Origin of the sequence: Streptomyces luomodiensis (assembly GCF_031679605.1) — a bacterium.
GTDB lineage: Bacteria > Actinomycetota > Actinomycetes > Streptomycetales > Streptomycetaceae > Streptomyces > Streptomyces luomodiensis.
The window spans coordinates 4843423-4869628 of sequence record NZ_CP117522.1 but is presented as its reverse complement, the minus strand read 5'-3'; the positions used below and the strand labels follow the sequence as shown (position 1 = coordinate 4869628).

Annotated in this window: 27 protein-coding genes, 1 tRNA gene, 1 other RNA gene and 1 pseudogene; 24 read left to right on the top strand and 6 right to left on the bottom strand. The window is 70.6% G+C overall.

The window, feature by feature from the left end:
- Nucleotides 1-12: 12 nt before the first annotated feature.
- Entirely contained in the window at nucleotides 13-1401 is a 1389-nt protein-coding gene (locus PS467_RS20400) for an IS4 family transposase (RefSeq protein ID WP_311039920.1), read from the top strand.
- Nucleotides 1402-1598: 197 nt separating this feature from the next.
- Here the strand turns inward: PS467_RS20400 and PS467_RS20395 are convergent, their stop codons facing one another.
- From PS467_RS20395 to PS467_RS20385, 3 genes are read right to left on the bottom strand one after another with little or no spacing between them, the layout of a single operon-like run.
- Nucleotides 1599-2012: a hypothetical protein gene (locus tag PS467_RS20395; protein ID WP_311036481.1), complete on the bottom strand. Its 414-nt coding sequence runs from the start codon at nucleotides 2010-2012 to the stop codon at nucleotides 1599-1601.
- Nucleotides 2006-2431, bottom strand: coding sequence for an ATP-binding protein (locus PS467_RS20390; protein WP_311036480.1), 426 nt, complete (start codon nucleotides 2429-2431; stop codon nucleotides 2006-2008). The genes PS467_RS20395 and PS467_RS20390 overlap by 7 nt, the downstream gene beginning before the upstream one ends.
- Before the next feature lie 45 nt (nucleotides 2432-2476).
- Nucleotides 2477-2884: an NUDIX hydrolase gene (locus PS467_RS20385; RefSeq protein WP_311039919.1), complete on the bottom strand. Its 408-nt coding sequence runs from the start codon at nucleotides 2882-2884 to the stop codon at nucleotides 2477-2479.
- Between the two features lie 111 nt (nucleotides 2885-2995).
- Here PS467_RS20385 and PS467_RS20380 point away from each other — a divergent pair, with 111 nt between their 5' ends.
- From PS467_RS20380 to PS467_RS20330, 11 genes and pseudogenes are all read left to right on the top strand, one after another.
- A complete protein-coding gene (locus tag PS467_RS20380) occupies nucleotides 2996-3781 on the top strand; it encodes a GntR family transcriptional regulator (RefSeq protein WP_311036479.1) in 786 nt (261 codons plus the stop codon).
- Nucleotides 3782-3965: 184 nt separating this feature from the next.
- On the top strand, nucleotides 3966-4316 hold the full coding sequence (locus PS467_RS20375) for an SCO3933 family regulatory protein (RefSeq protein WP_311036478.1): 351 nt from the start codon (nucleotides 3966-3968) through the stop codon (nucleotides 4314-4316).
- A 5-nt stretch (nucleotides 4317-4321) separates the two neighbouring features.
- The gene (locus PS467_RS20370) at nucleotides 4322-5698 is read left to right on the top strand and encodes an FtsK/SpoIIIE domain-containing protein (protein WP_311036477.1); all 1377 of its coding nucleotides are present in this window, start codon (nucleotides 4322-4324) and stop codon (nucleotides 5696-5698) included.
- 81 nt (nucleotides 5699-5779) lie between these two features.
- The gene (locus PS467_RS20365) at nucleotides 5780-5989 is read left to right on the top strand and encodes a hypothetical protein (protein ID WP_311036476.1); all 210 of its coding nucleotides are present in this window, start codon (nucleotides 5780-5782) and stop codon (nucleotides 5987-5989) included.
- A 23-nt stretch (nucleotides 5990-6012) separates the two neighbouring features.
- Nucleotides 6013-6639 carry a DUF2637 domain-containing protein gene (locus PS467_RS20360; RefSeq protein WP_311036475.1) on the top strand — a complete coding sequence of 209 codons (627 nt, stop codon included), beginning with the start codon at nucleotides 6013-6015 and terminating at the stop codon, nucleotides 6637-6639.
- An 11-nt stretch (nucleotides 6640-6650) separates the two neighbouring features.
- Nucleotides 6651-6836, top strand: coding sequence for a mobile element transfer protein (locus tag PS467_RS20355; protein WP_086711039.1), 186 nt, complete (start codon nucleotides 6651-6653; stop codon nucleotides 6834-6836).
- A gap of 15 nt (nucleotides 6837-6851) precedes the next feature.
- Nucleotides 6852-7045: pseudogene (locus PS467_RS20350) on the top strand (hypothetical protein).
- A gap of 24 nt (nucleotides 7046-7069) precedes the next feature.
- Nucleotides 7070-7303 (top strand): hypothetical protein, encoded by a 234-nt coding sequence (locus tag PS467_RS20345; protein WP_311036474.1) that lies wholly within the window; start codon nucleotides 7070-7072, stop codon nucleotides 7301-7303.
- Between the two features lie 165 nt (nucleotides 7304-7468).
- Nucleotides 7469-8764 (top strand): replication initiator, encoded by a 1296-nt coding sequence (locus tag PS467_RS20340; RefSeq protein WP_311036473.1) that lies wholly within the window; start codon nucleotides 7469-7471, stop codon nucleotides 8762-8764.
- Nucleotides 8757-8993 (top strand): excisionase family DNA-binding protein, encoded by a 237-nt coding sequence (locus PS467_RS20335; RefSeq protein ID WP_086710467.1) that lies wholly within the window; start codon nucleotides 8757-8759, stop codon nucleotides 8991-8993. The genes PS467_RS20340 and PS467_RS20335 overlap by 8 nt, the downstream gene beginning before the upstream one ends.
- Before the next feature lie 10 nt (nucleotides 8994-9003).
- On the top strand, nucleotides 9004-10242 hold the full coding sequence (locus tag PS467_RS20330) for a tyrosine-type recombinase/integrase (protein ID WP_311036472.1): 1239 nt from the start codon (nucleotides 9004-9006) through the stop codon (nucleotides 10240-10242).
- Between the two features lie 80 nt (nucleotides 10243-10322).
- On the opposite strand, the gene PS467_RS20325 is transcribed toward PS467_RS20330, so the two are convergent.
- Nucleotides 10323-10410 (bottom strand) — tRNA-Ser (locus PS467_RS20325).
- 74 nt (nucleotides 10411-10484) lie between these two features.
- Between PS467_RS20325 and ffs the strand changes: the two genes are divergently transcribed.
- The 10 genes from ffs (at nucleotide 10485) to PS467_RS20275 (ending at nucleotide 21447) form a co-directional block, all read left to right on the top strand.
- An RNA gene (gene ffs, locus PS467_RS20320) (signal recognition particle sRNA small type) lies at nucleotides 10485-10579 on the top strand.
- Between the two features lie 124 nt (nucleotides 10580-10703).
- On the top strand, nucleotides 10704-13289 hold the full coding sequence (locus PS467_RS20315) for a DNA polymerase III subunit gamma and tau (RefSeq protein WP_311036471.1): 2586 nt from the start codon (nucleotides 10704-10706) through the stop codon (nucleotides 13287-13289).
- Between the two features lie 241 nt (nucleotides 13290-13530).
- Nucleotides 13531-13866, top strand: a complete 336-nt coding sequence (locus tag PS467_RS20310) for a YbaB/EbfC family nucleoid-associated protein (RefSeq protein ID WP_311036470.1) — start codon at nucleotides 13531-13533, stop codon at nucleotides 13864-13866.
- A 153-nt stretch (nucleotides 13867-14019) separates the two neighbouring features.
- Entirely contained in the window at nucleotides 14020-14619 is a 600-nt protein-coding gene (recR, locus tag PS467_RS20305; RefSeq protein WP_064456056.1) for a recombination mediator RecR, read from the top strand.
- Nucleotides 14612-15277, top strand: a complete 666-nt coding sequence (locus tag PS467_RS20300; RefSeq protein ID WP_268973071.1) for a DUF5063 domain-containing protein — start codon at nucleotides 14612-14614, stop codon at nucleotides 15275-15277. Before recR ends, PS467_RS20300 begins: the two co-directional genes overlap by 8 nt.
- Before the next feature lie 324 nt (nucleotides 15278-15601).
- The gene (locus PS467_RS20295) at nucleotides 15602-16882 is read left to right on the top strand and encodes an aspartate kinase (RefSeq protein ID WP_030829846.1); all 1281 of its coding nucleotides are present in this window, start codon (nucleotides 15602-15604) and stop codon (nucleotides 16880-16882) included.
- The gene (locus PS467_RS20290; protein WP_311036469.1) at nucleotides 16879-17970 is read left to right on the top strand and encodes an aspartate-semialdehyde dehydrogenase; all 1092 of its coding nucleotides are present in this window, start codon (nucleotides 16879-16881) and stop codon (nucleotides 17968-17970) included. Before PS467_RS20295 ends, PS467_RS20290 begins: the two co-directional genes overlap by 4 nt.
- Before the next feature lie 456 nt (nucleotides 17971-18426).
- Nucleotides 18427-19002 carry a SigE family RNA polymerase sigma factor gene (locus tag PS467_RS20285; protein WP_268977043.1) on the top strand — a complete coding sequence of 192 codons (576 nt, stop codon included), beginning with the start codon at nucleotides 18427-18429 and terminating at the stop codon, nucleotides 19000-19002.
- A complete protein-coding gene (locus PS467_RS20280) occupies nucleotides 18999-20306 on the top strand; it encodes a hypothetical protein (protein ID WP_311036468.1) in 1308 nt (435 codons plus the stop codon). The genes PS467_RS20285 and PS467_RS20280 overlap by 4 nt, the downstream gene beginning before the upstream one ends.
- A 244-nt stretch (nucleotides 20307-20550) precedes the next feature.
- Entirely contained in the window at nucleotides 20551-21447 is an 897-nt protein-coding gene (locus PS467_RS20275; RefSeq protein ID WP_311036467.1) for an SURF1 family protein, read from the top strand.
- On the opposite strand, the gene PS467_RS20270 is transcribed toward PS467_RS20275, so the two are convergent.
- Nucleotides 21353-23200 carry a S9 family peptidase gene (locus PS467_RS20270; protein ID WP_432280612.1) on the bottom strand — a complete coding sequence of 616 codons (1848 nt, stop codon included), beginning with the start codon at nucleotides 23198-23200 and terminating at the stop codon, nucleotides 21353-21355. The two genes, PS467_RS20275 and PS467_RS20270, sit on opposite strands and share 95 nt — an antisense overlap.
- A 106-nt stretch (nucleotides 23201-23306) precedes the next feature.
- Between PS467_RS20270 and PS467_RS20265 the strand changes: the two genes are divergently transcribed.
- The gene (locus PS467_RS20265) at nucleotides 23307-23681 is read left to right on the top strand and encodes a nuclear transport factor 2 family protein (protein WP_268973065.1); all 375 of its coding nucleotides are present in this window, start codon (nucleotides 23307-23309) and stop codon (nucleotides 23679-23681) included.
- A gap of 107 nt (nucleotides 23682-23788) precedes the next feature.
- Here PS467_RS20265 and PS467_RS20260 read toward each other — a convergent pair whose 3' ends face one another.
- Nucleotides 23789-25066, bottom strand: a complete 1278-nt coding sequence (locus PS467_RS20260; RefSeq protein ID WP_311036466.1) for a cytochrome P450 — start codon at nucleotides 25064-25066, stop codon at nucleotides 23789-23791.
- A 285-nt stretch (nucleotides 25067-25351) separates the two neighbouring features.
- On the opposite strand from PS467_RS20260, the gene PS467_RS20255 reads away from it, so the two are divergent.
- A complete protein-coding gene (locus PS467_RS20255; RefSeq protein WP_311036465.1) occupies nucleotides 25352-26128 on the top strand; it encodes a VOC family protein in 777 nt (258 codons plus the stop codon).
- Nucleotides 26129-26206: the final 78 nt, after the last annotated feature.

Below are 26206 nucleotides of genomic sequence, written 5' to 3'. Positions count from 1 at the left end.
GGTCAGTTGGGGGTGCTGACCCGGTGGGTGCCGCCGGTTCTGGTCGATGAGGTGCTGGCCGCCACTGGACGGTTCGAGAAGCGGGTGCGGATGCTGCCGGCCCGGGTGGTCGTGTACTTCGTACTGGCCATGACCTTGTTCGGTGATTGTGGCTATCGGGGGGTGTGGGTGGCGCTGACCGCCGGGATGCCCGGCCATTTGGTGCCTGACCCGTCGGCGGCGGCACTGCGGCAGGCCCGCCGTCGTCTGGGAACCGCACCGTTGGCATTGCTGTTCGACCGAGTGTGCGGACCGGTAGGCACCAAAGAGACGCCGGGAGTCTTCTGGCATGGCCTGCGGGTGGTGGCTTGGGACGGCACGAGTGTGGAGGTGGCCGACAGTGCGGCGAACGTGGCGCACTACGGACGCCACGGGAAGGCGACCAGCCGTCCGGCCGGCTATCCGCAGGTGCGGCTGACAGGCCTGGTCGAATGCGGCACGCGCGCGCTGATGGGGGCCGTTTTCGGGCCCATGCACGACAAGGAACTGCCGCAGGCCCGCCGTCTGCTGCCCGTTCTCCGTCCGGGGATACTGCTCCTGGCCGATCGTGGATACGACGGCTACGAAGCAATCCGGGACGCGGCCTCCACGGGAGCCGACCTGCTGTGGCGGGTCCAGTCCGGACGCCTGCTGCCGGTCATCCAGCCCTTACCGGACGGCAGCCACCTCTCCCAGATCCTCGACCGTCGTTCCGGCGACCGCCTGGCCGCCTGGCAGCGCCGCAAGCGCTCGACACCGCCGCCCGCACTCACCGCCATGACCGTGCGTGTCATCCGCTACCAGGTCACCGTCACCACCGCCGACGGCCGACAGCACTCGAGCATGGTCCGGCTCATCACCACCTTGCTTGACCCCGCCCGTCACCCCGCGGCCGAACTGGCCGAGCTCTACCACCAGCGGTGGGAGATCGAGACCGCCTACTACGGACTGAAAGTCACCCTCCGCGGACCCGACCGCGTCCTGCGCTCACACACCGTCCAAGGCGTTGAGCAGGAGATCTATGCCCTGCTGACCGTCTTCCAGCTCACCCGCACCGCGATCCACGACACCGCCCACATCGCCGGTCTGGACCCCGACCGCCTCTCCTTCGCCATCGCCGTGCGCACCGCACGCCACACGGTGATCACCGCCGCTGTCCCCGCCCCCGCCACTTCAGTCACCACGGTCCTGGCAGTCCTGCTGCATCCCCGCAACCTCACCGACCGGCGCAGACGCTCCCGGGTCAGCCCCCGCTGCGTGAAACGCACCCTCTCGCCTTACGCCTACAACAAGACAGCAGGCAGCGTCGGTCGCAAGGCACCCGCCACGATCACCATCACCCTCACACCACAACCCGCCCCAACAAGCACGGGCAGCCCCTAACTTCCCGGTCTTGGCCTAAAGCCGTGGAGCCGACCCCAGCCACGACGTACCTCTTCTCCTCAGCCAAGGTGCTTGCTGCTGGCGCGCGGCCTGGCGGTCGGGCCGGAGCGGGGCGGAGACAGGAGCGGCGGCCCGCGCCGCCGGGCCGCGCGCGCCGCGCTTGCGCGGCGACTTGAACCCGTAGAGAAGGTTGTAACTCAGTGGCCGTTGGTCTGGTGTCGGGCGATCTTGTGTGTGGTGGGGCAGGTGAACTGTTCGGCGCATGCCGGAAGGCGTCGAGACTCGCGGTGGGCGAGGGGTAGGAAGGTGACCGGCCGGAGGATCCATTCGATGTGGGTGTCGTGCTGGGTGAGGGCGAAGGTGGCTGCTTGTCCGTTGGTGAGGGTGTCTTCGGCTTCCTTGTGGCCGTAGGTGATCCAGTCCCATGCGTCGTGGGCTGTTTGCCGGTCGAGTGCTGAGGCGATGGTTCGCACGGTGACGCGGATCCATCGGGTGGCATCGCTGGGGCTGTCGGTTTCGATGGAGGCGAGCAAGACCGAGCGGGGGCCTGTGGCCGGTGAACGCGTCCAGCACTCGCACCAGTAGCCGGGGCGGAGCAGGGGCCTCAGCATGTGGTTGCTCCTGCCTCGGGTGCGACGAGTTGGGCGGTGACGGTGCGGCCGTGCTGGCTGCCGGTGATGTCCAGGCGGCGGGCGAGTGCCATGACGATGGTTAATCCGCGGCCGTGGGTGTCGTCCGGGTCGGCCTCCGTGCGGCGGGGTTCTTCGGGGTGGCCTCCCTCGTCGGTGACGGAGATCGCGACGGTGCGGGGTGAGAGGGACAGCGTGAGCTGGAAGGTGCCGTAGGGGCTGCCGCTTGTGGTGTGGGTGAGGGCGTTGCTGCCGAGTTCGCTGACGATGAGCTCGGCGTCGTGGGCGCAGGGGTGTCCGTTGAGGATGTCGCGGGTCCAGCGGCGGGCGCGGGTTACTTCTTCTCGGGATCCTGGGCACATCAGGCCCCAAACTCGCGGAGCACTCATATACTCGTCCATACAAGTTCCTTCGTGCTGGTAGGGGCTATGGGTCGTGGGTTCGTGCTAGATGAGTCGTACGCCGTCGTGGGCGCGGACGGCCGGCGGGGATGTGTTGTCGAGCGCGTCCAGGACGCGGATGGCGTATGCCTCGTCGGCGAGCTCGGTGATCTCGTCGCGGGTGGCCCAGCGCAGTGCGCGGGTTTCCGCTCCGGTGGTTGGGGTGCCGTCGAGTGCTTCGCAGCGGAAGACCAGGGAGACGATCAGGCCGGTCATGTTCTTGTAGATGCCAGTGAGGGTCGCGGGGAGCGCGATCTTGATGCCGGTCTCTTCGAGGACTTCCCGTTGCAGGGCGTCGGGGATGGTTTCCTCGCGTTCGAGCACGCCGCCGGGTGGTTCCCACTTACCGTTGTCGCGTCGCTTGATCAGCAGCGCACGGCCCGCGTCGTCGACGATGACTCCGGCGACGCTCACGGAGTGCGGGCGCTCAGTGCTCACGTTCCTCGGCCCTCTCGGCTGGCTAGGCTCTCCACCGTAGCAATCCGGGTCAGCCGCTCGTCTAGATACCTAAAGGAGTATGCGTACATGCCTTCCCTGACTTCCGTTCTGGGTGTATTGGACCCGACGAGTGACCGGGCGGTGTTCCGGCAGATCGCTGACGCACTGCGGGAAGCGATCGACAAGGGGCGCTTCTCGGAGGGCGACAAGCTGCCCTCCGAAACGGAGCTGGTCGACCACTTCGGTGTCTCGCGGATGACTGTCCGCAACGCTCTGTCGCTGCTCCAGCAAGAGGGCCTGGCCGTGTCCGAGCACGGCAAGGGGGTTTTCGTGCGGCCCCGGCCGCCTGTGCGGCGGCTGGCTTCGGACCGTTTCGCGCGGCGGCATCGGGATCAGGGGAAGGCTGCCTTCACGGTGGAGGCGGAAGCGGCGGGCAGTCGCCCGGAGGTGGACAGTCTGGAGGTGAAGGAGGAGCGGCCGTCGCAGGACATCTCGGCTCGGCTGGGTTCGCCTCGTAAGGTGCTGGCCCGGCGGCGGCGGTATCTGCTGGATGGGCGACCGGTGGAGTTCGCTACGTCGTATCTGCCGCTGGACCTGGCGCGGAACACTCCGATCGCGCAGCCGAACCCTGGTCCTGGAGGGATCTATGCCCGGCTGGAGGAGATGGGGCACCGGCTGGATCACTTCGATGAGGAGATCCGGGCCCGGATGCCCTCGCCTGCCGAGGTGCGCACGCTCCAGCTCGCCTCCGGTGTGCCGGTGATCCATCTGATCCGGACTGCCTACGACGCTGAGGGGCGGGCGGTGGAGGTGTGTGACACCGTGATGGCCGCCGACGCGTACGTCCTCGCCTACCAGCTTCCTGCCAACTGACGCATGGCCGGGGCGTGGTGGCCCCGGGCTGCTTTTTCTGACTCGTACACACGAAGACGCATACTCGTATAGACGAGTGGGCAAGCTGTGTGGCATGGTGGTCCCCGTTCCCGCTCGTTCGGGTTCGAAGACCGCAACTCATCTACACAAGTAGGTGGGTCGGATGCGAGATGAGGAGAAGTAGTTGCGTTCCATCCGAGTTGAGACCTCCGGTGCCACGGTCCTGCTGACTGAGGCGCCGGAGCCGAAGGTGAAGGACCGGCAGACCGGCGAGATCGCCAAGGACGCCCAGAGCGGCGAGACGCTGATGCGGCTCGGCGTCGTCTACATCGACGGCGGGGAATCCTCGCTGCTTCAGGTCACCGTGCCCGAAAGCGGAGTCACGGAGGGGCTGGCCTTCGGTGCGCCGGTCACGCTGATCGGCCTCATCGCCCGGCCCTGGGAAACCGTCTTCAACGGCCAGCAGCGGCACGGCATCGCCTTCCGGGCCGATGCCATCGCCCCGGCCGCCATATCCGTCGGTGCGGGGGCCTGAGCCTGATGGCTGACGTGATGACGCTGATGGAGGTGGGTGGCCCGGTCGCCGCTACGGTCGGCGGGGCCGCCTACCTCCGGGCCCGGCACCCGGCCGCCTACTGGTCCACGGTCGGGATGCCCATCTCGACTGCCCGGTTGCTGGGGTCGTACGGGTCCGTCATGGACGCGTGCGGGCTGACCGTTCCGCCGTCGCGGCTGCGGGCCTGGGCGGTGCAGGCGCTCACGCATCGGGAGGTGCGGCCGGTGCCTCCGCGTCGGGGGCTGATCCGTCCGACGTCGACAGGGCTGCGGGTTCGGCTGCGGCTGGCGCCGGGGCAGGAACCTGCGGACGTAGCGGCTTCGGCTGAGCGGCTGCGGCATGCCTGGGGCGTCCACGGCGCGTACGTGGAGGAGGTCAAGCCTGGCGTGGTTGAGCTGCGGCTGATCGGCTTCGACGTGCTGCGGAGGGTTCGGATGCCCCGGAAGGCTGCGGGTGGCTTCCTGAAGGTGCCGGTGGCGCTGCGGGAGGACGCGACGCCGTTCGTCCGGGACTACCGGGCCATCCCGCACCAGCTCACCCTGGGCGCCACGCTGTCGGGCAAGTCGATGTTCCTGCGCCACCTCATCGCCGGGCTTGCTCGGCAACCGGTCGCGCTGGTCGGGATCGACTGCAAGCGGGGTGTGGAGCTGGCGCCGTTCGCTTCACGGCTGTCGGCGTTGGCTACTGATCCTGTGCAGGCGGCGGAGTTGCTGCCTGTGCTGGTTGGGCTGATGGAGGACCGGTACGACCTGATCAAGGCCCGGCAGGGCATCGCTCCCAGCACCCCGGACGAGGAGATCACCTCTGACATCTGGGGTCTGCCGGAGGATGAGCGGCCGGTGCCGGTGGTGCTGCTCGTAAACGAGGTGGCCGAACTCTTCCTCGTCGCCACGCGCAAGGACGAGGAGAGGCGGGACGAGATGGTCACCCAGCTCATCCGGCTCGCTCAACTCGGCCGCGCAGCGGGCATCTATTTGGAGGTGTGCGGGCAGCGGTTCGGCGCCGAGTTGGGCAAGGGGGCGACGATGCTGCGGGCTCAGCTGACCGGGCGGGTCTGCCACCGCGTGAACGATGAAGCCTCCGCCAAGATGGCGCTCGGCGACATCGCCCCCGAGGCGGTCGGCGCGGCCTGTGCCATTGCTCCGGAGCGGCCCGGTCTCGCGGTCGCTGGTGATACGTCCGGTGGTTGGTTCCGTATCCGCCCACCCCATCTCTCGCTCGCCGACGCTGCGGCAATCTGCCGCGACCATGCCCATCTCGTCCCGGACCTGCCCGCGTTGGAACCGTTCCGGCCCGACGTGCCGGCCGTCCCGGTGAGCGCTCCGACCTCGCTGCTCAAGCCGCTCCCGGCGGCCGAGTAATCCACCCGCCTGACGGTTGGCGCGACCGTACCCGCGCCGTGTCCCTACCCCCGCCATGCCTGAAACCGAAGGGGATTCCCTGTGCCCCGTCCCACCATTTCCGAGGTCTCCGCGCTCTTGGCCGACCTGGCCGACTTCCGCACACGCGGGGCCGGGAGCCGCGCCGAGTTGATGAACCGCAAAGCGGACCTGTTGGAGCGCATCGCCGCTGCCCAGCCCGATGACGTTGAGGCCGCTGAGGTCGCCGCCGCTGCTCGCGCCCGTGCCGACGAACTCACCGCAGACGGCTGACTGGACCGGAAGGAGTTCCCACCATGCGCGCTTACCTGGCGCGGGTTGACGCGGTGTTGGTGCAAGCGGTCATCGCTGCCGCGCTGTCCTTCGCCCACCTGCATGACCTGGCCTTGGCGGCCGGGCAGGACGGGTGGAAGGCGTGGGCCTATCCGGTCTCTGTTGACCTGCTGCTTGTGGCGGCCTGGCGTCGGCTGCGGTCGGGGGCGTCCAAGGCGGCGGGCTGGTGCTGGTTCGTCGTCGCCCTGGCCGCGTCGCTTGGGGCGAACGTCGCCACCGCCGGACTGCTCGACCTCGCCGACGTACCGGCCTGGCTGCGCATCCTCGTCGCCGGATGGCCTGCCGTGGCCTTCCTCGGCGGCACGCTCCTCGCCCACACCGCACCAGCACCCGAAACCGCCTCGACATCGGTCGAGCCTGCTGAAGCCGTATTGGCCTCGGCCTCCCCGGAAACGGCGGGGGCACCCGTCGCCCCGGAGCCCGAGCCGGAAACGCCCGCGCCGCACGTTCCGGCCGCGCTCGTGAACCACGCGCGCAAGCTCGCCGACGACCACCACGCCCGTACCGGAACGCCCATCGACCCCGAGACCCTGCGCGCCCGCCTCGGCGTCCCGGCACCGCTGGCCGACGCCATCGCTTCCCATCTGTGAAGGAGTCCTTCATGCTCCGCCGCTTCCGCAACGTCATCCGCATCGGCCCGGTGCGCGTCGGCACCGCCAACGACCAACGGGGCCGGGTGAAGCACACCGCCGTGTGCACCGCTCCCCGCTGCGACTTCTCCGCCGACTACGACACCCGCGCCGCCGCCGAGCTGGCCGCCCGTACGCACCGCTGCCCTGCCTACTGAGAGGAGAGATCGCCCGTGACCGTCAGCCTGCCCCTGGTCCTCGTCCTCGGCGCCGTTGCCTGGATCGCGATCAAGTTCATGGGCGTCCGCTGTGGGTCGCCGTCGTGATCGCGCTGTTCGGCTTCTGGCTCGCCCACACCGGGCTTGCGCCCTCCGTTGAGTCCGGTACGCGCTCCGGCGTCGACTCCGTCAACGAGCAACACGACTAGACGAGTAGCTGAGAGGAGATCACCGTGTTCCGTCCGAAATACCCCGAAGCCCCCACACCGCCGATCGTCCACGTCCCCACCGCCGTCCCGGCGGCCCAGCACCATCACGCCCCGGCCTGCTCCTGCCAGCACGCCCCCGCGCCTGCTCCAGCTCGACCGGCCGGGGTCTTGAGCGGGCTCAACGCCGGAACGGTCGGCGCCGTGGTCACGGTCGGCATCGTCCTGACCGCGCTCCTGGCCAGCCAGCGGCGCCGCTGACCCCACGCGAAGACGACTGCCGGGGCGGCCTCGATACCGCCAAGCATCCGCCGCCCCGGCAGCCCAACCCCTCCCGACCCAAGAGCCGAAAGAGGAGACTCCATCATCACCCGCACCACCCCGCCACCGCTGCCCGAACTCCGCAGCCTGGCGGCACTCGGCACCATGCCCGCACTGCTCCGCCAGCTCTCCGGCCTCGGCGGCTGCACCAACCCCATCCGCCTCGACGGCCACCGCACCGAACACCACCTCGGCCGCGACACCGGAGAGATCGGCCGCATCCTTCATCACCTGGACTCCACCGAACTGCCCGCCGGGCATCTCCTGGTCCGCTGCAACAACCGCCGCACCACCCGCTGTGCGGCCTGTGCCGAGACCTACCGGCGCGACACCTTCCACCTGATCACCGCCGGACTGCGCGGTGGCAAAGGCACCCCCGAGGAGGTCGCCACGCACCCGCGCGTCTTCGCCACCTTCACCGCCCCCAGCTTCGGCCCGGTCCACAACCGGCCCACCGGCCCGGCTGGCACGGTCCGTCGATGCCGGTGCGGCGTTCGCCACGACCAGGAGGACGACGCGCTTGGTACTCCGCTCGATCCGGACCGGTACGACTACGAATCCGCGGTGCTCTGGAACGCTCATGCGGGCCTACTGTGGCGGCGCTTCTCGATCTACTTGCGGCGGGAGGTCGCCAAGCGGGCCGGGCTCACACAACGGGCCTTCCGCGAGCACGCCCGGCTGTCCTTCGCCAAGGTCGCCGAGTACCAGAAACGCGGCGCCGTCCACTTCCACGCCGTCATCCGGCTCGACGGCCCGGAAGGGGGCGACACCCCGCCGCCAGCCTGGGCCACCACCGAGCTGCTGACCGACGCGATCCGCGCTGCCGCAGCCAAATCGGAGGTGAAAGGGCCGGTGATCGACGGCCGGGCCCACCGCTTCGCCTTCGGTCATCAGCTCGATGTACGGCCCATTCGCGGGCCCGAGTTGGACGGCGGCCAGGAACTGACCGACCGGGCGGTCGCCGCGTACATCGCCAAGTACGCCACCAAGGGCGCCGAGACCGCGACCGGGGCCCTCGACCGGCCGATACGGCTCATCGCCGAGCTCGCCCAAATCGACGTCCCCGAACACACCCGCCGCCTCATCCGCACTGCCTGGGCCCTCGGCGCCCGCAAAGACCTCGAACACCTCCGGCTCCGCGCCTGGGCTCACATGCTCGGCTTTCGGGGCCACTTCTCCACCAAATCACGCCGCTACTCCACCACCCTCGGCGCGCTCCGTGATGCCCGCGCCGCCTGGCGACGCGCCCAAGCCGCAGCGGCTCAGCCAGAGCAGGAAGAAACCACGCTCGTCCTCGCCCACTGGGTCTACGCCGGTACCGGCCTCACCCCCGCCGAGGAATGGCTGACCGCCACTATCACCCCCGCTCCTGGAACGGAAGGAGAACCGACCCGTGGCTGAGTCCCGGTCCAATGTCGTCGTGTTGGAGACAGATGCTGACCCGTCCTTGGCGCTCTTGACCGTCGAGGAGGCGGCTCGGCGGCTTCGTATCGGGCGTACGACGTGCTTCCGGCTCGTCCTCGCCGGAGAGATCGAATCGGTGACGGTCGGGCGGCTGCGCCGGGTGCCTGCCGACGCCGTACCGGCCTACGTGGCCAAGCTGCGTAACCGATCCGCCGAAGCGGCATAAGGGGGAGGGTATGGCAGAGGGGAAGCGCACCCGGCAGCCCAATGGCGCCTCGTCCATCTACTTCGGCAAGGATGGGAAATGGCACGGCCGGGTGACGGTCGGCGTTCGTGATGACGGTAGGCCCGACCGCCGTCATATCGAGCGCAAGACCAAGGCCGAGGTGACCAAGGCCGTTCGCGAGATGGAGCGGGCGCGCGATGAGAAGAAGCTCAGGAAGCCGGGCCAGAGCTGGACCGTCCAAGCCTGGCTGGAGCACTGGGTCGAGAACATCGCCAAGCCGTACGTCTCCGAGAATTCTTACGACGGGTATGAGGTCGATGTGCGGGTGCACCTGGTGCCGGGCCTCGGCGCCCACAAGCTCGATCGACTGGAGCCCGAGCACCTGGAGCGCTTCTACCGGAAGATGCAGGAATCCGGGAGCGCGGCCGGCACTGCTCACCACGTCCATCGGACGATCCGGGTCGCCCTCGGTGAGGCGGTGCGGCGCGGGCACATCCCCACCAACGTGGCCGAGATCGCCAAGGCGCCGCGCCTCGAAGAAGAGGACATCGAGCCGTACTCGATCGAAGAGGTCCAGAGTCTGCTGGTGGAGGCGGCCAAGCTCCGCAACAGCGCTCGCTGGGTCGTCGCCCTGGCGCTCGGCCTCCGGCAAGGGGAAGCGCTGGGGCTGCACTGGGAAGACGTGGACCTGGACGCGGGATACGTCCGCATCCGTAAGAACCGGTTGCGGCCCAGGTACGCGCACGGCTGCGGTGATGATCCGTGCGGGCGAAAGGCGGGCTACTGCCCTCAACGCCAGCAGACCCGCCGGGAGCACAAGAGCACCAAATCACGCGCCGGACGGCGTACGGTCGGCCTGCCAGACCCGCTGATCAAACTCCTTCGCCAGCGCCAGGAGGAGCAAGTGAGGGAACGGGCCGAGGCCGGTGCTGACTGGGAGGGAAAGGGGTATGTCTTCGCTTCGCCGACCGGCGGGCCCCTCAGCCCGAACACCGACTATCACGTCTGGAAGCGGCTGCTTCGGGACGCGGGGGTACGGGACGGCCGTCTCCATGACGCTCGTCACACCGCCGCGACCGTCCTCCTGCTGCTCGGCGTCCCGGATGTCGTGGTCGACGCGATCATGGGATGGGAGCCCGGGGGAGCGGCGCGGATGCGGGCCCGGTACATGCACGTGACGGGGCCGATGCTGCGGAAGGTCGCGCAGCAAGTCGGAGGCGCGCTCTGGGAACTCCCCGAAGCCGACTGAGACGGAAACTGAGACGGATAACGTCGAAGGGCCCCACCGCGAGCGGTGGGGCCCTTCGACATCGTGCCCGGTGAAGGCACTGGCGGAGGATACGAGATTCGAACTCGTGAGGGGTTGCCCCCAACACGCTTTCCAAGCGTGCGCCCTAGGCCTCTAGGCGAATCCTCCGCCGCAAACAATACAAGACCGAATGCCGTGCTCGCGAACTCGTTCCCACCGGGGTCGATCCGCTAAGGTGGGGGCCAGCCCCTCACGTGGCGCTATCTCACCGAACTCCCCCAGGGCCGGAAGGCAGCAAGGGTAAGTGGGCTCTGGCGGGTACGTGGGGGGCCCTTCGCGTCTGTGGGGGCTGTGTCCCGGCAGGCTCTGCGGGGAGCTGTCTCTGCGGGGCCGGGGTGCTGGGCGTCCCGTGGGGTGCGGGCGGCGTCCCGTTGTCCGTGGGCCCCGATATCGTCGTAAGCGTGTCGTCCCTCGCGCTGTACCGCCGCTACCGACCCGAGACCTTCGCGGAGGTCATCGGGCAGGAGCATGTCACCGGCCCGCTGCAGCAGGCGCTGCGTAACAACCGGGTCAATCACGCGTATCTGTTCAGCGGTCCGCGCGGCTGTGGCAAGACGACCAGTGCGCGCATCCTGGCCCGCTGTCTGAACTGCGAGCAGGGCCCGACACCGGCGCCGTGCGGCGAGTGCCAGTCGTGCCGGGACCTCGCGCGGAACGGACCGGGGTCGATCGATGTGATCGAGATCGACGCCGCCTCCCACGGTGGTGTGGACGACGCCCGTGAGCTGAGGGAGAAGGCGTTCTTCGGGCCCGCGTCGAGCCGCTACAAGATCTACATCATCGACGAGGCCCATATGGTCACCTCGGCGGGGTTCAACGCCCTGCTGAAGGTGGTCGAGGAGCCCCCGGAGCACCTCAAGTTCATCTTCGCGACCACCGAGCCGGAGAAGGTCATCGGGACGATCCGGTCGCGTACGCATCACTATCCGTTCCGGCTGGTGCCGCCCGGGACGCTCCGCGACTACCTGAGGGAGGTCTGCGGGCGCGAGGCGATCCCGGTCGAGGACGGGGTGCTGCCGCTGGTGGTGCGGGCCGGTGCCGGATCCGTGCGGGATTCGATGTCGGTGATGGACCAGCTGCTCGCGGGCGCCGCTGACGACGGCGTCACCTACGCCATGGCGACCGCGCTGCTCGGTTATACGGACGGCTCGCTGCTCGACTCGATCGTGGACGCCTTCGCGGCGGCCGATGGCGCGGCGGCGTTCGAGGTCGTCAACCGCGTGATCGAGGGGGGCAACGACCCCCGGCGCTTCGTCGCCGATCTGCTGGAGCGGCTGCGTGACCTGGTGATCCTCGCCGCCGTGCCGGACGCGGCGGAGAAGGGGCTCATCGACGCCCCGGCCGATGTCGTGGAGCGGATGCAGGCGCAGGCGTCGGTCTTCGGTGGCGCCGAGCTGAGCCGGGCGGCCGATCTCGTCAATGAGGGATTGACCGAGATGCGCGGCGCCACCTCGCCGCGGTTGCAGCTGGAGCTGATCTGCGCCCGGGTGCTGCTGCCCGCCGCCTTCGACGACGAGCGCTCGGTGCAGGCACGGCTGGAGCGGCTGGAGCGCGGGGCCCTCGCGGGCGGCCTGGGCGGCAGCGCCGGTGGCGGTGGTGGTTTCGCGGGAGCCGCCGGGCCCGGCCCCGCCATGGGGTACGTACCAGGGCCCGACGCCCATGCCCCGGCCGCCCCGGCGGCTCCGCCCGCCGCGGGGCCGTCCGGCCCGGCCGCCGCGCGTGCGGCCATGGCCGGGGGAGGGCCCGGCCAGGGGCAGGGCCCGGGAGACCTGGCCGGCGCCGAGGCGCCCGGCGGGTGGCCCGCGGGTGCGCGGCCCGCGGCGGACAGGGGTCCGGGCGGTGCGGGAGACAGTGGACAGCAGGCCGGTGCCCCGGCCGCGCCCCCGGCGGGCGGCGGCGGGCAGCGGCCCGGTGCCTGGCCGTCGGGCGCCCAGCCACCGGCCGCGGAGGGCGGCGGAGCGCGGCCCGGAGCCTGGCCCACCGCCTCGGCTCCCGGCTCCGGGGAGCCTGGGGCCGGCGGCGCGGGCGCTGCTCCTAGCGGCGGCGTCGGCGGTGGCAGTGGCGGTGGACGGGGCGCCGGGGCGCCCGCCCGGCAGCCGGGCGGCTGGCCCACGGCCGCCGCGCCGGGACAGGGCGGCGGCGCGCCCGCACCGACGCCCGCGACGCCCTCCGCGCCGACCGCGCCCGCCGCACCCTCCGCGTCCGCACCGGGTGCACCGAGCATGGCGCAGGGCGCCGTGCAGGTGCGGCAGATGTGGCCGGACATCCTGGAGGCGGTCAAGAACCGCCGCCGCTTCACCTGGATCCTGCTGAGTCAGAACGCGACGGTGTCCGGTTTCGACGGCACCACCCTCCAGCTCGGCTTCTCCAACGCGGGCGCACGCGACAGCTTCGTGGGCGGCGGCAGTGAGGACGTGCTGCGGCAGGCGCTCCAGGACGCCATCGGTGTGCAGTGGCGGATCGAGGCGATCGTCGACCCCTCGGGCGGCGCCGGCCAGCAGGGCGGCGGCCCAGGCGGTCCCGCTGGTCCCGCTGGTCCGGGCGGGGGCTACAGCGGAGGCGGCGGCTACGGCGGAGGCGGCGCCGTCGGTGCCGGTGGCGGTGGCCTCGGCGGCGGTGGCGGAAGCGGCGCAGGCGGCTTCGGTGGCGGCAGTGGCGCTGGTGGCGGTGGCTTCGGTGGCGGCAGTGGCGCTGGTGGCGGTGGCTTCGGCGGCGGTGGCCAGCCCATGGCGCCACGGCAGGCCGCGCCCCGGTCCGCGCCCGCCTCCCCGCCCCCGGCCGCACCCGCTTCCCCGTCCGGCCCGGCGGACGCGGGCCCGCCCCCCGAGCCGGCGGCGTACCGGGAGCCCGAGCCTCCGCGGGTGTCGCTGGAGGACGACATGCCGGCCGAGGACGACCCGGATCTGGACGACACCGTGCTGAGCGGGCACGACCTGATCGTCCGCGAGCTCGGTGCCACGGTGGTCGAGGAGATCGTCAACGAGTAGGCCGGGACGGGTAGGACGAGTAGAGGAACCAGTGGGAGACCTGTGAGAACCGCGTACGAGGCGCGGGCCATGCCCCGGGGCCCCGCATGATCGCATCGTCCGCACGTACCCACTCCACCCCTCGTCCCACGTCTCCGCGGCGTGCCCGCGTCTCCTCCGTACGGCGTAGGGCAAGGCGCCCGGGGAGCACGTAGGCTCGGGCTATCGAAGAGAACGACTGTCGAGAGCCAGGAGCGAAGCCGTGATCCCCGGTGGTGGTCAGCCGAATATGCAGCAGTTGCTGCAGCAGGCTCAGAAGATGCAGCAGGACCTCGCCACGGCCCAGGAGGAGCTGGCCCGGACCCATGTCGAGGGTTCCGCGGGCGGTGGTCTGGTGAAGGCGACCGTGACCGGTGCCGGTGAGTTGCAGGGCCTGGTCATCGATCCCAAGGCCGTGGATCCTGAGGACACGGAGACCCTCGCGGATCTGGTCGTCGCGGCCGTCCGTGACGCCAACAACGCCGCGCAGGAGCTCCAGCAGCGGAAGCTCGGCCCGCTCGCCCAGGGGCTGGGCGGGATGCCGGGACTCCCGTTCTGATCCTCGGGCTCCCCGAGCCCACCGGGTTCTCCGAGCCCACCGGGTTCTCCGTACTTCCCGGCCCGGCTTCCCGGTCGGCCGGGAGGATGCGGCGAAACCGAATATTCATGTGAAGTACAGCCACCGCGTGGCGGCGCGAGATTGGATGAAGGCGTGTACGAGGGCGTGGTCCAGGACCTCATCGACGAGTTGGGCAGGCTGCCCGGCGTCGGTCCCAAGAGCGCGCAGCGGATCGCCTTCCACATCCTCCAGGCCGAGCCCACCGACGTCCGCCGCCTCGCGCACGCGTTGACCGAGGTCAAGGAGAAGGTGCGGTTCTGCGCGGTCTGCGGGAACGTCGCGGAGGCCGAGCAGTGCCGCGTCTGCCAGGACCCTCGTCGCGATCCCGCGGTCATCTGCGTGGTCGAGGAGCCGAAGGACGTCGTCGCGATCGAGCGGACGCGTGAGTTCCGGGGGCGCTATCACGTGCTCGGCGGGGCGATCAGCCCCATCGAAGGCGTCGGCCCGGACGATCTGCGGATCAGGGAGCTGCTGGCGCGGCTCGCGGACGGGACGGTCACCGAGCTCATCCTGGCCACCGATCCGAATCTGGAGGGCGAAGCCACCGCCACGTACCTCGCGCGCATGATCAAGCCCATGGGCCTGAAAGTCACCCGGCTGGCCAGCGGCCTCCCTGTCGGTGGCGACCTGGAGTACGCCGACGAGGTCACGCTGGGCCGTGCCTTCGAAGGGAGAAGACTTCTCGATGTCTGACGCAACGCTGCACGACGCCCACCCGGACCCGGACGACTTCGCGGTCCAGATCTCCGACCAGATCGAGAGCTTCATCGTCGCGGTCACCGAAGTCGCGAAGGGTGACGAGCCGGACAGCGCTGTGCCGTTCCTGCTGCTCGAGCTGTCCCAGCTGCTCCTCGCGGGCGGCCGGCTCGGCGCGCACGAGGACTTCGTCCCGGACGAGCGGTACGAACCGGACGCCGGTCCGGAGCCGGACGTCGACGAGCTGCGCGAGCGCTTCGCCCGGCTGCTGGAGCCGGTGGACGTCTACTCGGAGGTCTTCGACCCGTACGTGCCGCGCAGCCAGCCCGTGGCCTGCCGGATCTCCGACGATCTGGCCGGAATCATCACCGATCTGCGGCACGGGATGGCGCACTACCGCGAGGGCCGGATCAGCGAGGCGCTGTGGTGGTGGCAGTTCTCGTACCTCTCCAACTGGGGGACGACCGCCTCGGCGGCCCTGCGCGCGCTGCAGTCGCTGGTCGCGCACGTACGGCTGGACAGCCCGCTGGACGAGCTGGACGGCCTGGACACGGACAGCAACGCGGGCGGTGACGAGGAGCTCGCGGAGGAGGCCGGCCGGGTCATGGCGGCGGAGATCGCGGCGCCGCTCGGCCTGCGCTCGGGGCAGGGCTGAGTCCTGCGCTCGGGACACGGCTGAGTCCTGCGCTCGGGGCAGGGCTGAGAGGCATCCCGGACGGCCCGCGGCGCGGGCCGGTTTCTGTGAGCTGAGTTACGTTCCCGTGTGCTTCGTCCGTCAGCGGGCAGGGTTCGTCGCTGGAGCGGGTGGGAGGGATGCGGGGAATCTCGCTGGTGCGTGGACGTTGCGCCGCTTGATGCCTTTGGGTCTTTCCTGATCACGTTGTGAGGCTTTCGTCTCGCTATGTGATATTGGAAGGGTTAATTCCGGCCACTCGCTAGACTGAGCCGACCGCATTATTGAGAGCTGCGAGGAGCGCACGTGGGCCTTGTCGTGCAGAAGTACGGAGGCTCCTCCGTTGCCGATGCCGAAGGCATCAAGCGGGTTGCCAAGCGAATCGTGGAAGCCAAGAAGAACGGCCACCAGGTGGTGGTCGTGGTCTCCGCGATGGGCGACACGACGGACGAGCTGATCGATCTCGCCGAGCAGGTATCCCCGATTCCTGCCGGCCGTGAGTTCGACATGCTGCTGACCGCGGGAGAGCGGATCTCCATGGCCTTGCTGGCAATGGCGATCAAAAACCTCGGTCACGAGGCGCTGTCGTTCACCGGCAGCCAGGCGGGAGTCATCACCGACGCGGTTCACAACAAAGCGCGGATCATCGACGTCACACCGGGCCGCATCCGTGACGCGCTCGAGCTCGGGGCGGTCGCGATCGTCGCCGGCTTCCAGGGCGTGTCCCAGGAGAGCAAGGACATCACCACCCTCGGCCGGGGCGGTTCGGACACCACCGCCGTGGCGCTGGCCGCGGCCCTGGACGCCGAGGTGTGCGAGATCTACACCGACGTGGACGGCGTGTTCACCGCCGATCCGCGGGTGGTGAAGAAGGCTCGCAAGATCAACGAGATCCCGTACGAGGACATGCTGGAGCTCGCCGCGAGCGGCTCCAAGGTGCTGCACCTGCGCTGCGTGGAGTACGCGCGCCGGTACAACATCCCCATCCACGTACGGTCGTCTTTCTCCGGCCACCAGGGCACCTGGGTGCGCAACCGGCCGGAAGCGGGAGAAGGAGAAGAAGGCATGGAGCAGGCGATCATCTCGGGGGTCGCGCACGACACGTCCGAGGCCAAGGTCACGGTCGTCGGGGTGCCGGACAAGCCGGGTGAGGCCGCGGCCATCTTCCGCACCATCTCCGACGCCGAGATCAACATCGACATGGTGGTGCAGAACGTCTCCGCCGCGTCGACCGGGCTGACCGACATCTCCTTCACGCTGCCCAAGACGGACGGCCACCGGGCGATGGAGGCGCTGACCAAGGCCAAGCCGGTGATCGGCTTCGACTCGCTGCGCTACGACGACCAGATCGCCAAGATTTCCCTGATCGGTGCCGGTATGCGCACCAATCCGGGGGTCACCGCGACCTTCTTCGAGGCGCTGTCGAACGCCGGGGTCAACATCGAGCTGATCTCGACCTCCGAGATCCGCATCTCGGTCGTCACCCGCGCCGACGACGTCAAGGACGCGGTGGTGGCGGTGCACAGCGCGTTCGGCCTGGACAGCGAGAGCGACGAAGCGGTGGTCTACGGAGGGACCGGCCGATGACCCGCTCCGGCGGTGCCGTCGGTGGCGTCAAGCCGACCCTCGCGGTCGTCGGCGCCACCGGCGCCGTCGGCACCGTCATGCTCTCGATCCTCTCGGAGCGCGCCGATGTCTGGGGCGAGATCCGGCTGATCGCCTCGCCCCGCTCGGCCGGCCGGAAGCTGACCGTCCGGGGCGAGCAGGTCGAGGTTGTCGCGCTGAGCGAGGAGGCGTTCGAGGGCGTCGACGTCGCGATGTTCGACGTACCGGACGAGGTCTCCGCGCAGTGGGCGCCCATCGCGGCGAGCAAGGGCGCGGTGGTCGTCGACAACTCCGGCGCCTTCCGGATGGACCCCGACGTCCCGCTGGTGGTGCCGGAGGTGAACGCGCACGCGGCCCGTGTCCGCCCGCGCGGCATCATCTCCAACCCCAACTGCACCACGCTGTCGATGATCGTCGCGATCGGCGCGCTGCACGCCGAGTTCGGGCTGAGCGAGCTGATCGTCTCCTCGTACCAGGCGGTCTCCGGTGCGGGGAAGGAAGGCATCGACACCCTGCGCGAGCAGCTCGCGCAGGTCGCCGGTACGGAGCTGGGCACCCACCCCGGGGACGTACGGCGGGCGGTGGGCGACACCGGGCCGTTCCCGGCGCCGATGGCGCTCAACGTGGTGCCGTTCGCCGGTTCGCTCAAGGAGGACGGCTGGTCCTCCGAGGAGCTCAAGGTGCGGAACGAGTCCCGCAAAATCCTGGGGTTGCCGGAGCTGAGGGTCACCGCGACCTGTGTGCGGGTGCCCGTGATCACCACCCATTCGCTGGCCGTGCACGCGCGGTTCGAGAACGAGGTGACGGTCGAGGCGGCGCACGAGATCCTGGCGGGCGCCCCCGGGGTGGTGCTGTGCGACAACCCGGCCGAGGGCGAGTTCCCGACCCCCGCCGACGCCGTGGGCACCGATCCCACCTGGGTGGGCCGGGTGCGGCGGTCGCTGGACGACCCGAAGGCGCTGGAGCTGTTCGTCTGCGGCGACAACCTGCGCAAGGGCGCGGCGCTGAACACCGCGCAGATCGCGGAGGTCGTCGCGGCCGAGCTGACCGCCGCGGCCGCCGTCAGGTGAGTGGGTCCGCCGCCGGGTGAGGGCCTGTTGCCGGGGAGGACCCACCCTCAAGTGAGAGGGACGGGCCGCCGTAAAGTGAGGGACCATCTCAAAGTGACGTTTCAGCGGTGCGTCGCACGACAGATGTGAATATCCTGTGTGCGATGCCTGGCCTGGACGGGCTGAGCTGGGCCGTTGATCTGATCGATGTATGCGCTCCCCGCCCGCTGCAACCGACAACGGGCGGGGAGCGTCTTTCCAGCCGCCCCGCAGTGGGCGCTGGGACAACTGGGGCATTGGGGAAGAGTTGGTGCGCATGGGGGCATTGAACGCATCGTCAAAAGCGGTGCCTCGCGCGTACAACCCTGACAGGGGGCGGCGTGTCCAACAAGCGTGGCAGAGGTATTCGGCATCGCAACGGTTTCAGGGCACGGCAGCGCGGCGGTACGCCCCCCGCGCCCGCTCACGCCAGGCGGCATGCCGGTGATCGCGCCATGGCCGACGGCCCGCCCCGCGCACATCACCACAGGGCGCGAGGACACTGACAACGCGATGGCAGCGGGCACCACAGTCGATCACCTCACCGAGACCTACCGCGCCCATTACCGGTCGCTGCTCGGTCTCGCCGCGCTCCTCCTCGACGACACCGCGTCCTGCGAGGACGTCGTGCAGGAAGCGTTCATCCGTGTGCACTCGGCGCGCAAGCGAGTCCGGGATCCCGAGAAGACCCTCGCCTATCTGCGGCAGACGGTCGTCAATCTCTCCCGCTCCGCGCTGCGTCGGCGCATTCTCGGGCTGAAGCTGCTCTCCAAGCCGATGCCCGATATGGCCAGCGCCGAGGAGGGGGCGTACGAACAGCTTGAACGTGATCAACTGATCAAGGCGATGAGGGGACTTCAGCGCCGTCAGCGCGAGGTTCTCGTGCTGCGCTACTTCGCCGATATGACCGAGGCCCAAGTGGCCGAGACGCTGGGCATATCGCTCGGCTCGGTCAAGGCGTACGGTTCGCGCGGCATCGCGGCGCTCCGCGTCGCCATGGAGGCTCCGGCATGAACCACACCACACATACGCCGGACCCGGGGGATCCCGGCCGGCGGGACGGCCATGAGCCCGAATCCAGGGAGCCGGTGGAGCCCACGGAGGCCGGGGAGGGCGGGGAGGCCGGGGAGGCCGGGGAGGCCACCGGGTCCGCGGGCTCCGAGGAGTCCTCTGAGTCCGGCCAGTCCCGTGAGTTCGATAATCCTGGCCAGTCCGGCAATCCTGGCGAGTCCGGCGATTCGGCCCCGTCCGAGACGGGGCGGGTGACGCCTCTCCACGCCCGGCTCGGCGACGGGTCCGGTGGGGACGGGTCCGGCGGGGACGACGAGGAGGCGCTGCGGCGGCTGCTGCACCACGCCGTCGAGGATCTCGAACCGTCCCCCGAGACCCTCGACCGGCTGCGGCGCGCCGTGCCCGCCCGCCGTGCGCGCCGGCGCCAGGCCCTGGTGGGGGCCGTGGCGACGGTGGTGCTCGGCTGCGCGGCCGTCCCGGCGCTGGTGCATGTCGCGACCACCAGCGACGGCGCCAACGACCACCCGGCCAATGCCGCCAGCAGCCACCGCACCCCCGGGGCCGACGGCGGTCGGCACGGTGAGGCCGGCGGCGGCAAGGGCTCCGACGGGCCCTCGGACACGGTCGAGCAGGACAAGGGCGACAAGGGCAAGGACAAGGGGAAGGACAAGCCGTCGAAGGAGGAGGAGGGCGGCTCCGGCGGTGGGGCCCCCGACCCCTCCAACACGCTGAACGCCACTTCCCCCACCTGTAGCCGCACCCAGCTCACCAGCAGCGGCGCCGGGTCGGTCGGAACGGCGGACGCCGAGGGGCGGGTCTATGGGGCCTTCCGCGTCGTGAACACCTCGGACCAGACCTGCACGGTCGAGGGCAGCGGCTCGGTGGGCGCCGACGCCCAGGGTGGCGCGGACTCCTCGCGGATCTTCGTCGTCGACCATACGGCGGGGGACGCGGCGGCCGGGCTGCCCGACCCCGCCACCCAGCCGGGCACGCTCATCCTCAAGCCGGGGCAGGCGTACGAGGTCAAGTTCGCCTGGATCCCGGCGTCGGGCGGCGGCACCAGCGGCTGCTCCACCACCGGTACGCCGACCCCCGATCCGTCCACGGACGCGGCCCAGGGCGCGCCGCAGGACGACCCCAGCACGGGCGATCCGGGCAGCACCCCGGGTGGCGGCGGTGCGCCGCAGGACGCGAGCGTCCTGGTCAGCCACACCCCGGAGGCGGGCGATCCGGCCGCGGCGAGTGTGACGATCGGCGGCGCCTGCGCCGGCACGGTCTACCGCACCGGTCTGCTGGCGTCCCCCTAGAGTCCCGGAGCAGAGCAGCGGCTGAGCCCTGGGAGCAGCGGCTGGAGCACGGCAGCGGCCTTCCGGGCGCCCGCCGCCCGGCAGCCTCCACGGCGGCCCCACCAGGCAGCCTCCATGGCGACCCGCCCGGCGGCCCCCACGGCGGTCCGGACGTACCCCGGCGGGGTCGGGGAGGCCGGTGTGCGGGGGCGTAAGGGGCGGACCCGGCGCCGGGGCCCCGACGCCAAGCCCGTACCGTGGTGGTGTGTATCGGTTTCTGCTGACACCCCGCTGGTGGGTGATCAACGTGTTCACCCTGCTGGCGATCCCGGTCTGCCTCTTCATGGGCAGCTGGCAGCTCAGCCGCTTCGAGACGCGCGTCAACACCCACAACGAGCAGCACGACGAGACGTCCCGCGAGCAGAAGGCCGCGGCCCGGCCGCTGGGCGAGCTGCTGCCGGTCACCGCCGAGACCTCCGGGCAGCGGGCGACCGCCACCGGCCGATACGACACCGCACATCAACTCCTCGTGCCCGACCGGCGGCTGGACGGCCGCGACGGCTTCTACGTGCTGACCCTGCTGCGCGTCGACGACGGCAAGGACGACGGCAAGGACGGGGGCGAGGCCGGGTCCAAGGCGCTGCCCGTCGTCCGCGGTTGGCTCCCCGGCGACGCCGGCGATCCGGCGGCCACCGCCAAGGTGCCGGCACCCCCTTCCGGCGAGGTGACCGTCACCGGTGTGCTCCAGGCGTCCGAGCACCAGGGCAGCGACGGGGTGAGCGCGCGCGGCGGCCTCCCCCGGGGCCAGCTGGGCATGATCAGCGCCGCCTCCCTGGTCAACCTGGTGCCGTACCAGGTGTACGACGCGTGGGTGACCTCCGCCGAGGCTCCCGGGGCCCTGAAGCCGGTGCCCCCCAAGGTGGCGGAGGGCACCGGGCTCGACATGAAGGCGTTCCAGAACCTGGGTTACACCGGTGAGTGGTTCGTCTTCGCGGGCTTCGTGGTCTTCATGTGGTTCCGGCTGTTCCGCCGCGAGGCCGAGACGGCCCGCGATCTGGCCCTCGGCATCACGCCTGCCGAGCCGACGGCTCCGGCGGCGCCGGACGCGAACCGGACCCCAGATGACGCCGGGCGAACTCGATCTCCAAGCGCACCTGCTTGATCCGCTCCTCGACGACCAGCGAGCCATGGCCCGCGTCATAGCGGTAGACCTCATGCGGGGCGCCGCGCCGCTCGAGGCGCTCCACGTAGTTGTCGATCTGCCGTATGGGGCAGCGCGGATCGTTCACCCCCGCCGAGATGTAGACCGGCGCCCGCACCTGATCCACATAGGTCAGCGGGGAAGAGGCCGCGAACCGCTCCGGCACCTCCTCCGGGGTGCCGCCCAGCAGGGTGCGGTCCATCGCCTTCAGGGCCTCCATCTCGTCGTGGTAGGCCGTCACATAATCCGCGACCGGGACCGCGGCCAGCCCCAGCGCCCAGGCATCCGGCTGGGTCCCGAGCCCCAGCAGGGTCAGATAGCCGCCCCATGAACCGCCGGCCAGCACCAGGCGCTCGGGGTCGGCGAGCCCGGAGGCCACCGCCCACTCCCGCACGGCCGCGATGTCTTCCAGCTCGATCAGCCCGACCCGGTGCTTGAGCGCGTCCGTCCACGCCCGCCCGTATCCGGTGGAGCCGCGGTAGTTGACCCGGACCACGGCGAAGCCGTGGTCCACCCAGGCGGCGGGGCCCGCCGCGAAGGCGTCGCTGTCATGCCACGTCGGGCCGCCGTGGATGTCGAAGACGGTCGGGAAGGGGCCCTCGCCCGCGGGCTTCTGCACCAGCGCGTGCACCCGCCCACCGGGGCCGTCCACCCAGGCGTCGGTGACAGGCACCGACTCCGGGGCCGTGAAACCGGGCGGGTCCAGCACGGTCCGCCCGCTCGTCGAGCGCACCTGGGGCGGCTTCTCGGCCGACGACCACAGGAACTCCACCGTGCCGTCCGGCCGCGCCGTGGCGCCCGAGATCGTGCCCGCCGGGGTCTCCAGGCGGGTCAGCTCGCCGGAGGCGAGGTCGTACCGCCACAGCTCGCTGCGCGCCTGATGGCTGTGCTCGACCAGCAGCGCCGATCCGTCCGGGAACCAGTCGGCCCCGACGTCACCGGGCAGATCGATGGCCAGCGGGGTCTCCGCGCCGGTCAGCGGATCCCACACCATGGGCTCCCACCGGCCGCGCCGCTGGTGCCCGACCAGCAGCCGGGTGTCCCCCTCGACGGGTGCGAAGCCCATCACGGACAGGCCCAGCTCCTCGGTGCCGCCCTTGGTGTCGTCCAGCTCCGCGACGGCCGTCCCGTCCAGCCGCACCACCCGGATCGCCGAGTGCATCGCGTCGCCGTGCTCGGTGTGCTCGACCGCGATCAGCGTCCCGTCATGGGAGAGATCGCCCACTCCGGCGGACTCGCGGTGCCGGTAGATCTCCTCGGGCTCGCGGCCCGGCCGCACCACATGGATGGTCGAGCCGTCCTCGTCGGTGGACCGGCCGATCACCGCCGTGCCGTCGCGGCCCAGCGCGAGCCCCGCCGGGTAGGAGGGCTCGAGGCCGGGGGCCGCGGGCTCGTCGGCCGGGCGCTCGCCCCCTTCGCCGCCGCTGAACGGCTGGCGCAGCCATACCCCGAACTCATCGCCGTCGGTGTCCGAGAACCACCAGATCCACTGGCCGTCCGGGGACAGGACCCCGTCCGTCGTGCCGTTCGGCCGGTCCGTGACCTGCCGCTGCGCACCGGTCGCCCGGTCCCATGCGTACAGCTCGTACGTGCCCGTGGCGTTCGAGACGAACAGCGAGCGGTCCGGGGCCTCCTCCGCCCAGTCGGGCAGCCCCACTCGCGGCGCTCGGAAGCGCTTCTCCCAGTCCGGCATGGACTCCGTGCTCTCAGTCATGCCCACCATTCTGCGCCGCACCCCGACATGCGCGCTGGCGTCGCCCCGCGCCTGTGGATAACGTTCCCGGCGGGATGGACCGCGGCCGCACACCGAGGGGGAGCCGATGGCCGACATAGGCGTGACGGTGGAGACGTACTGGGCGACGGCCCAGGCCAGGGACTGGCGGGCGTTCGGCGCCACCCTCGCCGACGACGTCCGCTACGAGCTGCCGCAGACCCGCGAGCGGGTACTCGGCCGGGACGGAGTGGTCCGCTTCAACGCCGAGCACGTCGGCGAGTGGAGCCTGGAGATCGAGCGCGTCGTCGCCGACGGCGCGCAGGCGGTCTCCTGGGTGCGCTTCAGCGTGGACGAGGAGGAGACGCAGGCGATCAGCTTCTTCACCGCCGCGCCGGACGGCCGGATCCAGACGATCACCGACTTCTGGCCGGCGCCGTACGAGCCCCCGCGCGAGCGCGATCACCTCGTCGAACGCTTCTGACCGGGCCTGGCCCGCTCTGGCCCCCTCTGGCCCGCGCCACCCTCCCGTTCGTCCCCGTCCCCTCCCGTTCGCCCCGTTCCCTCCCCTCGCCATTCCCTCCGGGGGCGCTACCTCAGCAGCACCGGCAGCTCCTCCACGCCGTAGACGATGGAGAGCTTGCGGAACGAGAGCTTCTCCGCCGGTACCGCGAGCCGCATCTCCGGGAACCGCCGGACCAGCGCGGGATAGGCGGCCCGCAGTTCCATCTTGGCCAGCTCGGCGCCTATGCAGCGGTGGATGCCGTGTCCGAAGGCCAGATGCGAAGGGGCCTGCCGGTACGGGTCGACCCGCTCCATGTCCGGACCCAGCTTCTCGTCCCGGTTGGCCCCGCTCAGCGAGCACAGCACGAGGTCACCGGTGGATATCCGGGTGCCCGCGATCTCCATGTCCTCGCGGGCGAACCGCGGGAAGGCCACCTGCACCACCGTGAGGTAGCGCAGCAGCTCCTCCACGAACTGGTCCACCACATCGTCCTGGTCGCGTATGGCCGCGAAGTGCTCGGGGGCCTGGAGCAGCACCAGCGTGCCGAGCGCCAGCATGCTCGCGGTCGTCTCCAGGCCGCCGGTCAGTACCCCGTCGGCGAGCCCGGCCAGCTCCTGGTCGTCGAGTTCGTCACCGTGCTCCTTCACCAGCATGCCGAGCAGCCCGTCGCCGGGCTCCTCCCGCTGCTTCCGGACGATTCCGTGCAGATAGGTGAGGGAGTCCGACATCGCGCCGAAGGAGGCGTTCGCCCCGCTGAACAGGTCGAACCGCGCCGTGCTGTGGCGCTGGAAGTCATCGCGGTCCTCGTACGGGACGCCGAGCAGCTCGCAGATGACCAGCGCGGGGATGGGGAGGGCGAACGCCTGTACGAGGTCCACCGGGCCCTCGGCCGTGGCCATCTCGTCGAGGCGCTCCTCCACGATGGAGTGGATGCGCGGGGTGAGCCTGCTGAGCCGCCGCATGGTGAATTCCGGCGTCAGCAGGCGTCGCAGTCTCGTATGCGTCGGTGGATCGCTGAAGCCGAGACCGCCTGGATTCTGCTGCGGGGCGACGCCGATGTTCCGTTCCGCGAGGTTGGTGAAATCGGAGCTGAACCCCTTCGCTTTCCCGAGCACCGCCTTGGTCTCGTCATATCCGGTGACAAGCCAGGCATTGATCCCGAAAGGCAGCCATATCTTGCTGATGGGTTCCTTTGCCCTGGTTCGGGACAGGTCGGCCACGGGGTCGAGACCGTCGCGGCGCAGCGGCGCCAGCGTGGCGTCCGGGAGGAACGACATCTTGGACAGATCGAAGCCGTTCTTCTGGATTCTCGAAAAATACTTGCGGCCCAGCCAGGAGACGATGTTTGAGCGGAGATTCGACATGGGCGCAATACTGCCCTGCCGCGGCCGATCGGCCACGCCCCGGTGTCGGACGTGCCCCGGTGTGATGCGCCACAACGCGCCCGCTCCCTCCCCGGGGCGCGCCGAGGGTCATCAAGGTGGCGCCGAACGCGAAATCGGAGGAAAGTGGAGATATCGGGCCTGAGGCGCGAGCGATGACGGCTGCCCGCGGGACGCCCCGCGGCGTCCCCGGGGAAACGAGTGAGGTGAGCGGCCTTGCGGGAGAGGTTCCGTGCCGTCCAGGGCGCGCCGTGCTGGGTGAGTCTCATGGCGGCGGACCTGAACCGCGCGCACGCCTTCTACGGAGAGCTCTTCGGATGGGGTTTCCGTCCCACCCGGCAGGGTCACGGCCGTTACACCGTCGCGTACACCGAGGGAGGCGTACCGACCGTCGGCATCGGCGCCTCGTCCCCGTCGGCGGGTGTGGCCCTCCCGGTCACCTGGACCACGTACTTCGCGGCGGACAGCGCGGACGAGGTGGCCTCGCGCATCCAGGAGCGCGGGGGCACGGTCGCGGTCGGGCCGCTGGAGTTCGGCAGCGGCCGGGTGGCCTGGGCGGCCGACCCGGACGGGGCCAACTTCGGCATCTGGGAGGGCGATCTGACCTCCGCCTGGTGGGGCGAGCGCAGACCCGGCGCGCCCGTATGGCTGGAGCTGCGCACCCGCGACGCCTTCGAGGCGGCGCTCTTCTACGGGCAGGTCTTCGGCTGGGACAGCCATGAGCGGGAGCGCTGCGACGTCCGCTTCGAACACGACCGGGTGGTTCTCCATATCGACGGTAAGGCGGTCGCCGGGCTGCGCGGCGGCGCCATCGAGGCCGCCCCGGACCCGAACGTCCGGCCCCGCTGGCGGGTCTACTTCTGTGTGAAGGACGTCGACGAGGTGGCCGGACGCGGCGCGGAGCTCGGCGGCGGCGTGCTCTCCCAGCCCATCGACACCCCCTATGGGCGCATCGCGGCGCTGCGCGACCCGGAGGGCGGGATCTTCTATGTGGCGGCTGTCAAGAAGTTGCCCGACGCCGGGGATTCCGCGGACCGGAGCTGAGCGTCCACGGCCTCGACGGCGGTATGCGGTGCCGCCTAGCATCGGAGGTACGGCATCGCGTGTCGGTCACCGGCCGGG

Excerpts from the sequence above, each read along its gene's own strand:
- PS467_RS20330 (WP_311036472.1), top strand. The coding sequence starts at position 9,004 with ATGGCAGAGGGGAAGCGCACCCGGCAGCCCAATGGCGCCTCGTCCATC.
- PS467_RS20260 (WP_311036466.1), bottom strand. The coding sequence starts at position 25,066 with ATGTCGAATCTCCGCTCAAACATCGTCTCCTGGCTGGGCCGCAAGTAT.
- PS467_RS20395 (WP_311036481.1), bottom strand. The coding sequence starts at position 2,012 with ATGCTGAGGCCCCTGCTCCGCCCCGGCTACTGGTGCGAGTGCTGGACG.
- PS467_RS20255 (WP_311036465.1), top strand. The coding sequence starts at position 25,352 with ATGGCGGCGGACCTGAACCGCGCGCACGCCTTCTACGGAGAGCTCTTC.
- PS467_RS20285 (WP_268977043.1), top strand. The coding sequence starts at position 18,427 with ATGCCGGTGATCGCGCCATGGCCGACGGCCCGCCCCGCGCACATCACC.
- PS467_RS20280 (WP_311036468.1), top strand. The coding sequence starts at position 18,999 with ATGAACCACACCACACATACGCCGGACCCGGGGGATCCCGGCCGGCGG.
- PS467_RS20380 (WP_311036479.1), top strand. The coding sequence starts at position 2,996 with ATGCCTTCCCTGACTTCCGTTCTGGGTGTATTGGACCCGACGAGTGAC.
- PS467_RS20390 (WP_311036480.1), bottom strand. The coding sequence starts at position 2,431 with ATGGACGAGTATATGAGTGCTCCGCGAGTTTGGGGCCTGATGTGCCCA.
- PS467_RS20300 (WP_268973071.1), top strand. The coding sequence starts at position 14,612 with ATGTCTGACGCAACGCTGCACGACGCCCACCCGGACCCGGACGACTTC.
- PS467_RS20340 (WP_311036473.1), top strand. The coding sequence starts at position 7,469 with ATGCCCGCACTGCTCCGCCAGCTCTCCGGCCTCGGCGGCTGCACCAAC.
- PS467_RS20265 (WP_268973065.1), top strand. The coding sequence starts at position 23,307 with ATGGCCGACATAGGCGTGACGGTGGAGACGTACTGGGCGACGGCCCAG.
- PS467_RS20290 (WP_311036469.1), top strand. The coding sequence starts at position 16,879 with ATGACCCGCTCCGGCGGTGCCGTCGGTGGCGTCAAGCCGACCCTCGCG.
- PS467_RS20270 (WP_432280612.1), bottom strand. The coding sequence starts at position 23,200 with ATGACTGAGAGCACGGAGTCCATGCCGGACTGGGAGAAGCGCTTCCGA.
- PS467_RS20355 (WP_086711039.1), top strand. The coding sequence starts at position 6,651 with ATGCTCCGCCGCTTCCGCAACGTCATCCGCATCGGCCCGGTGCGCGTC.
- PS467_RS20360 (WP_311036475.1), top strand. The coding sequence starts at position 6,013 with ATGCGCGCTTACCTGGCGCGGGTTGACGCGGTGTTGGTGCAAGCGGTC.
- PS467_RS20370 (WP_311036477.1), top strand. The coding sequence starts at position 4,322 with ATGGCTGACGTGATGACGCTGATGGAGGTGGGTGGCCCGGTCGCCGCT.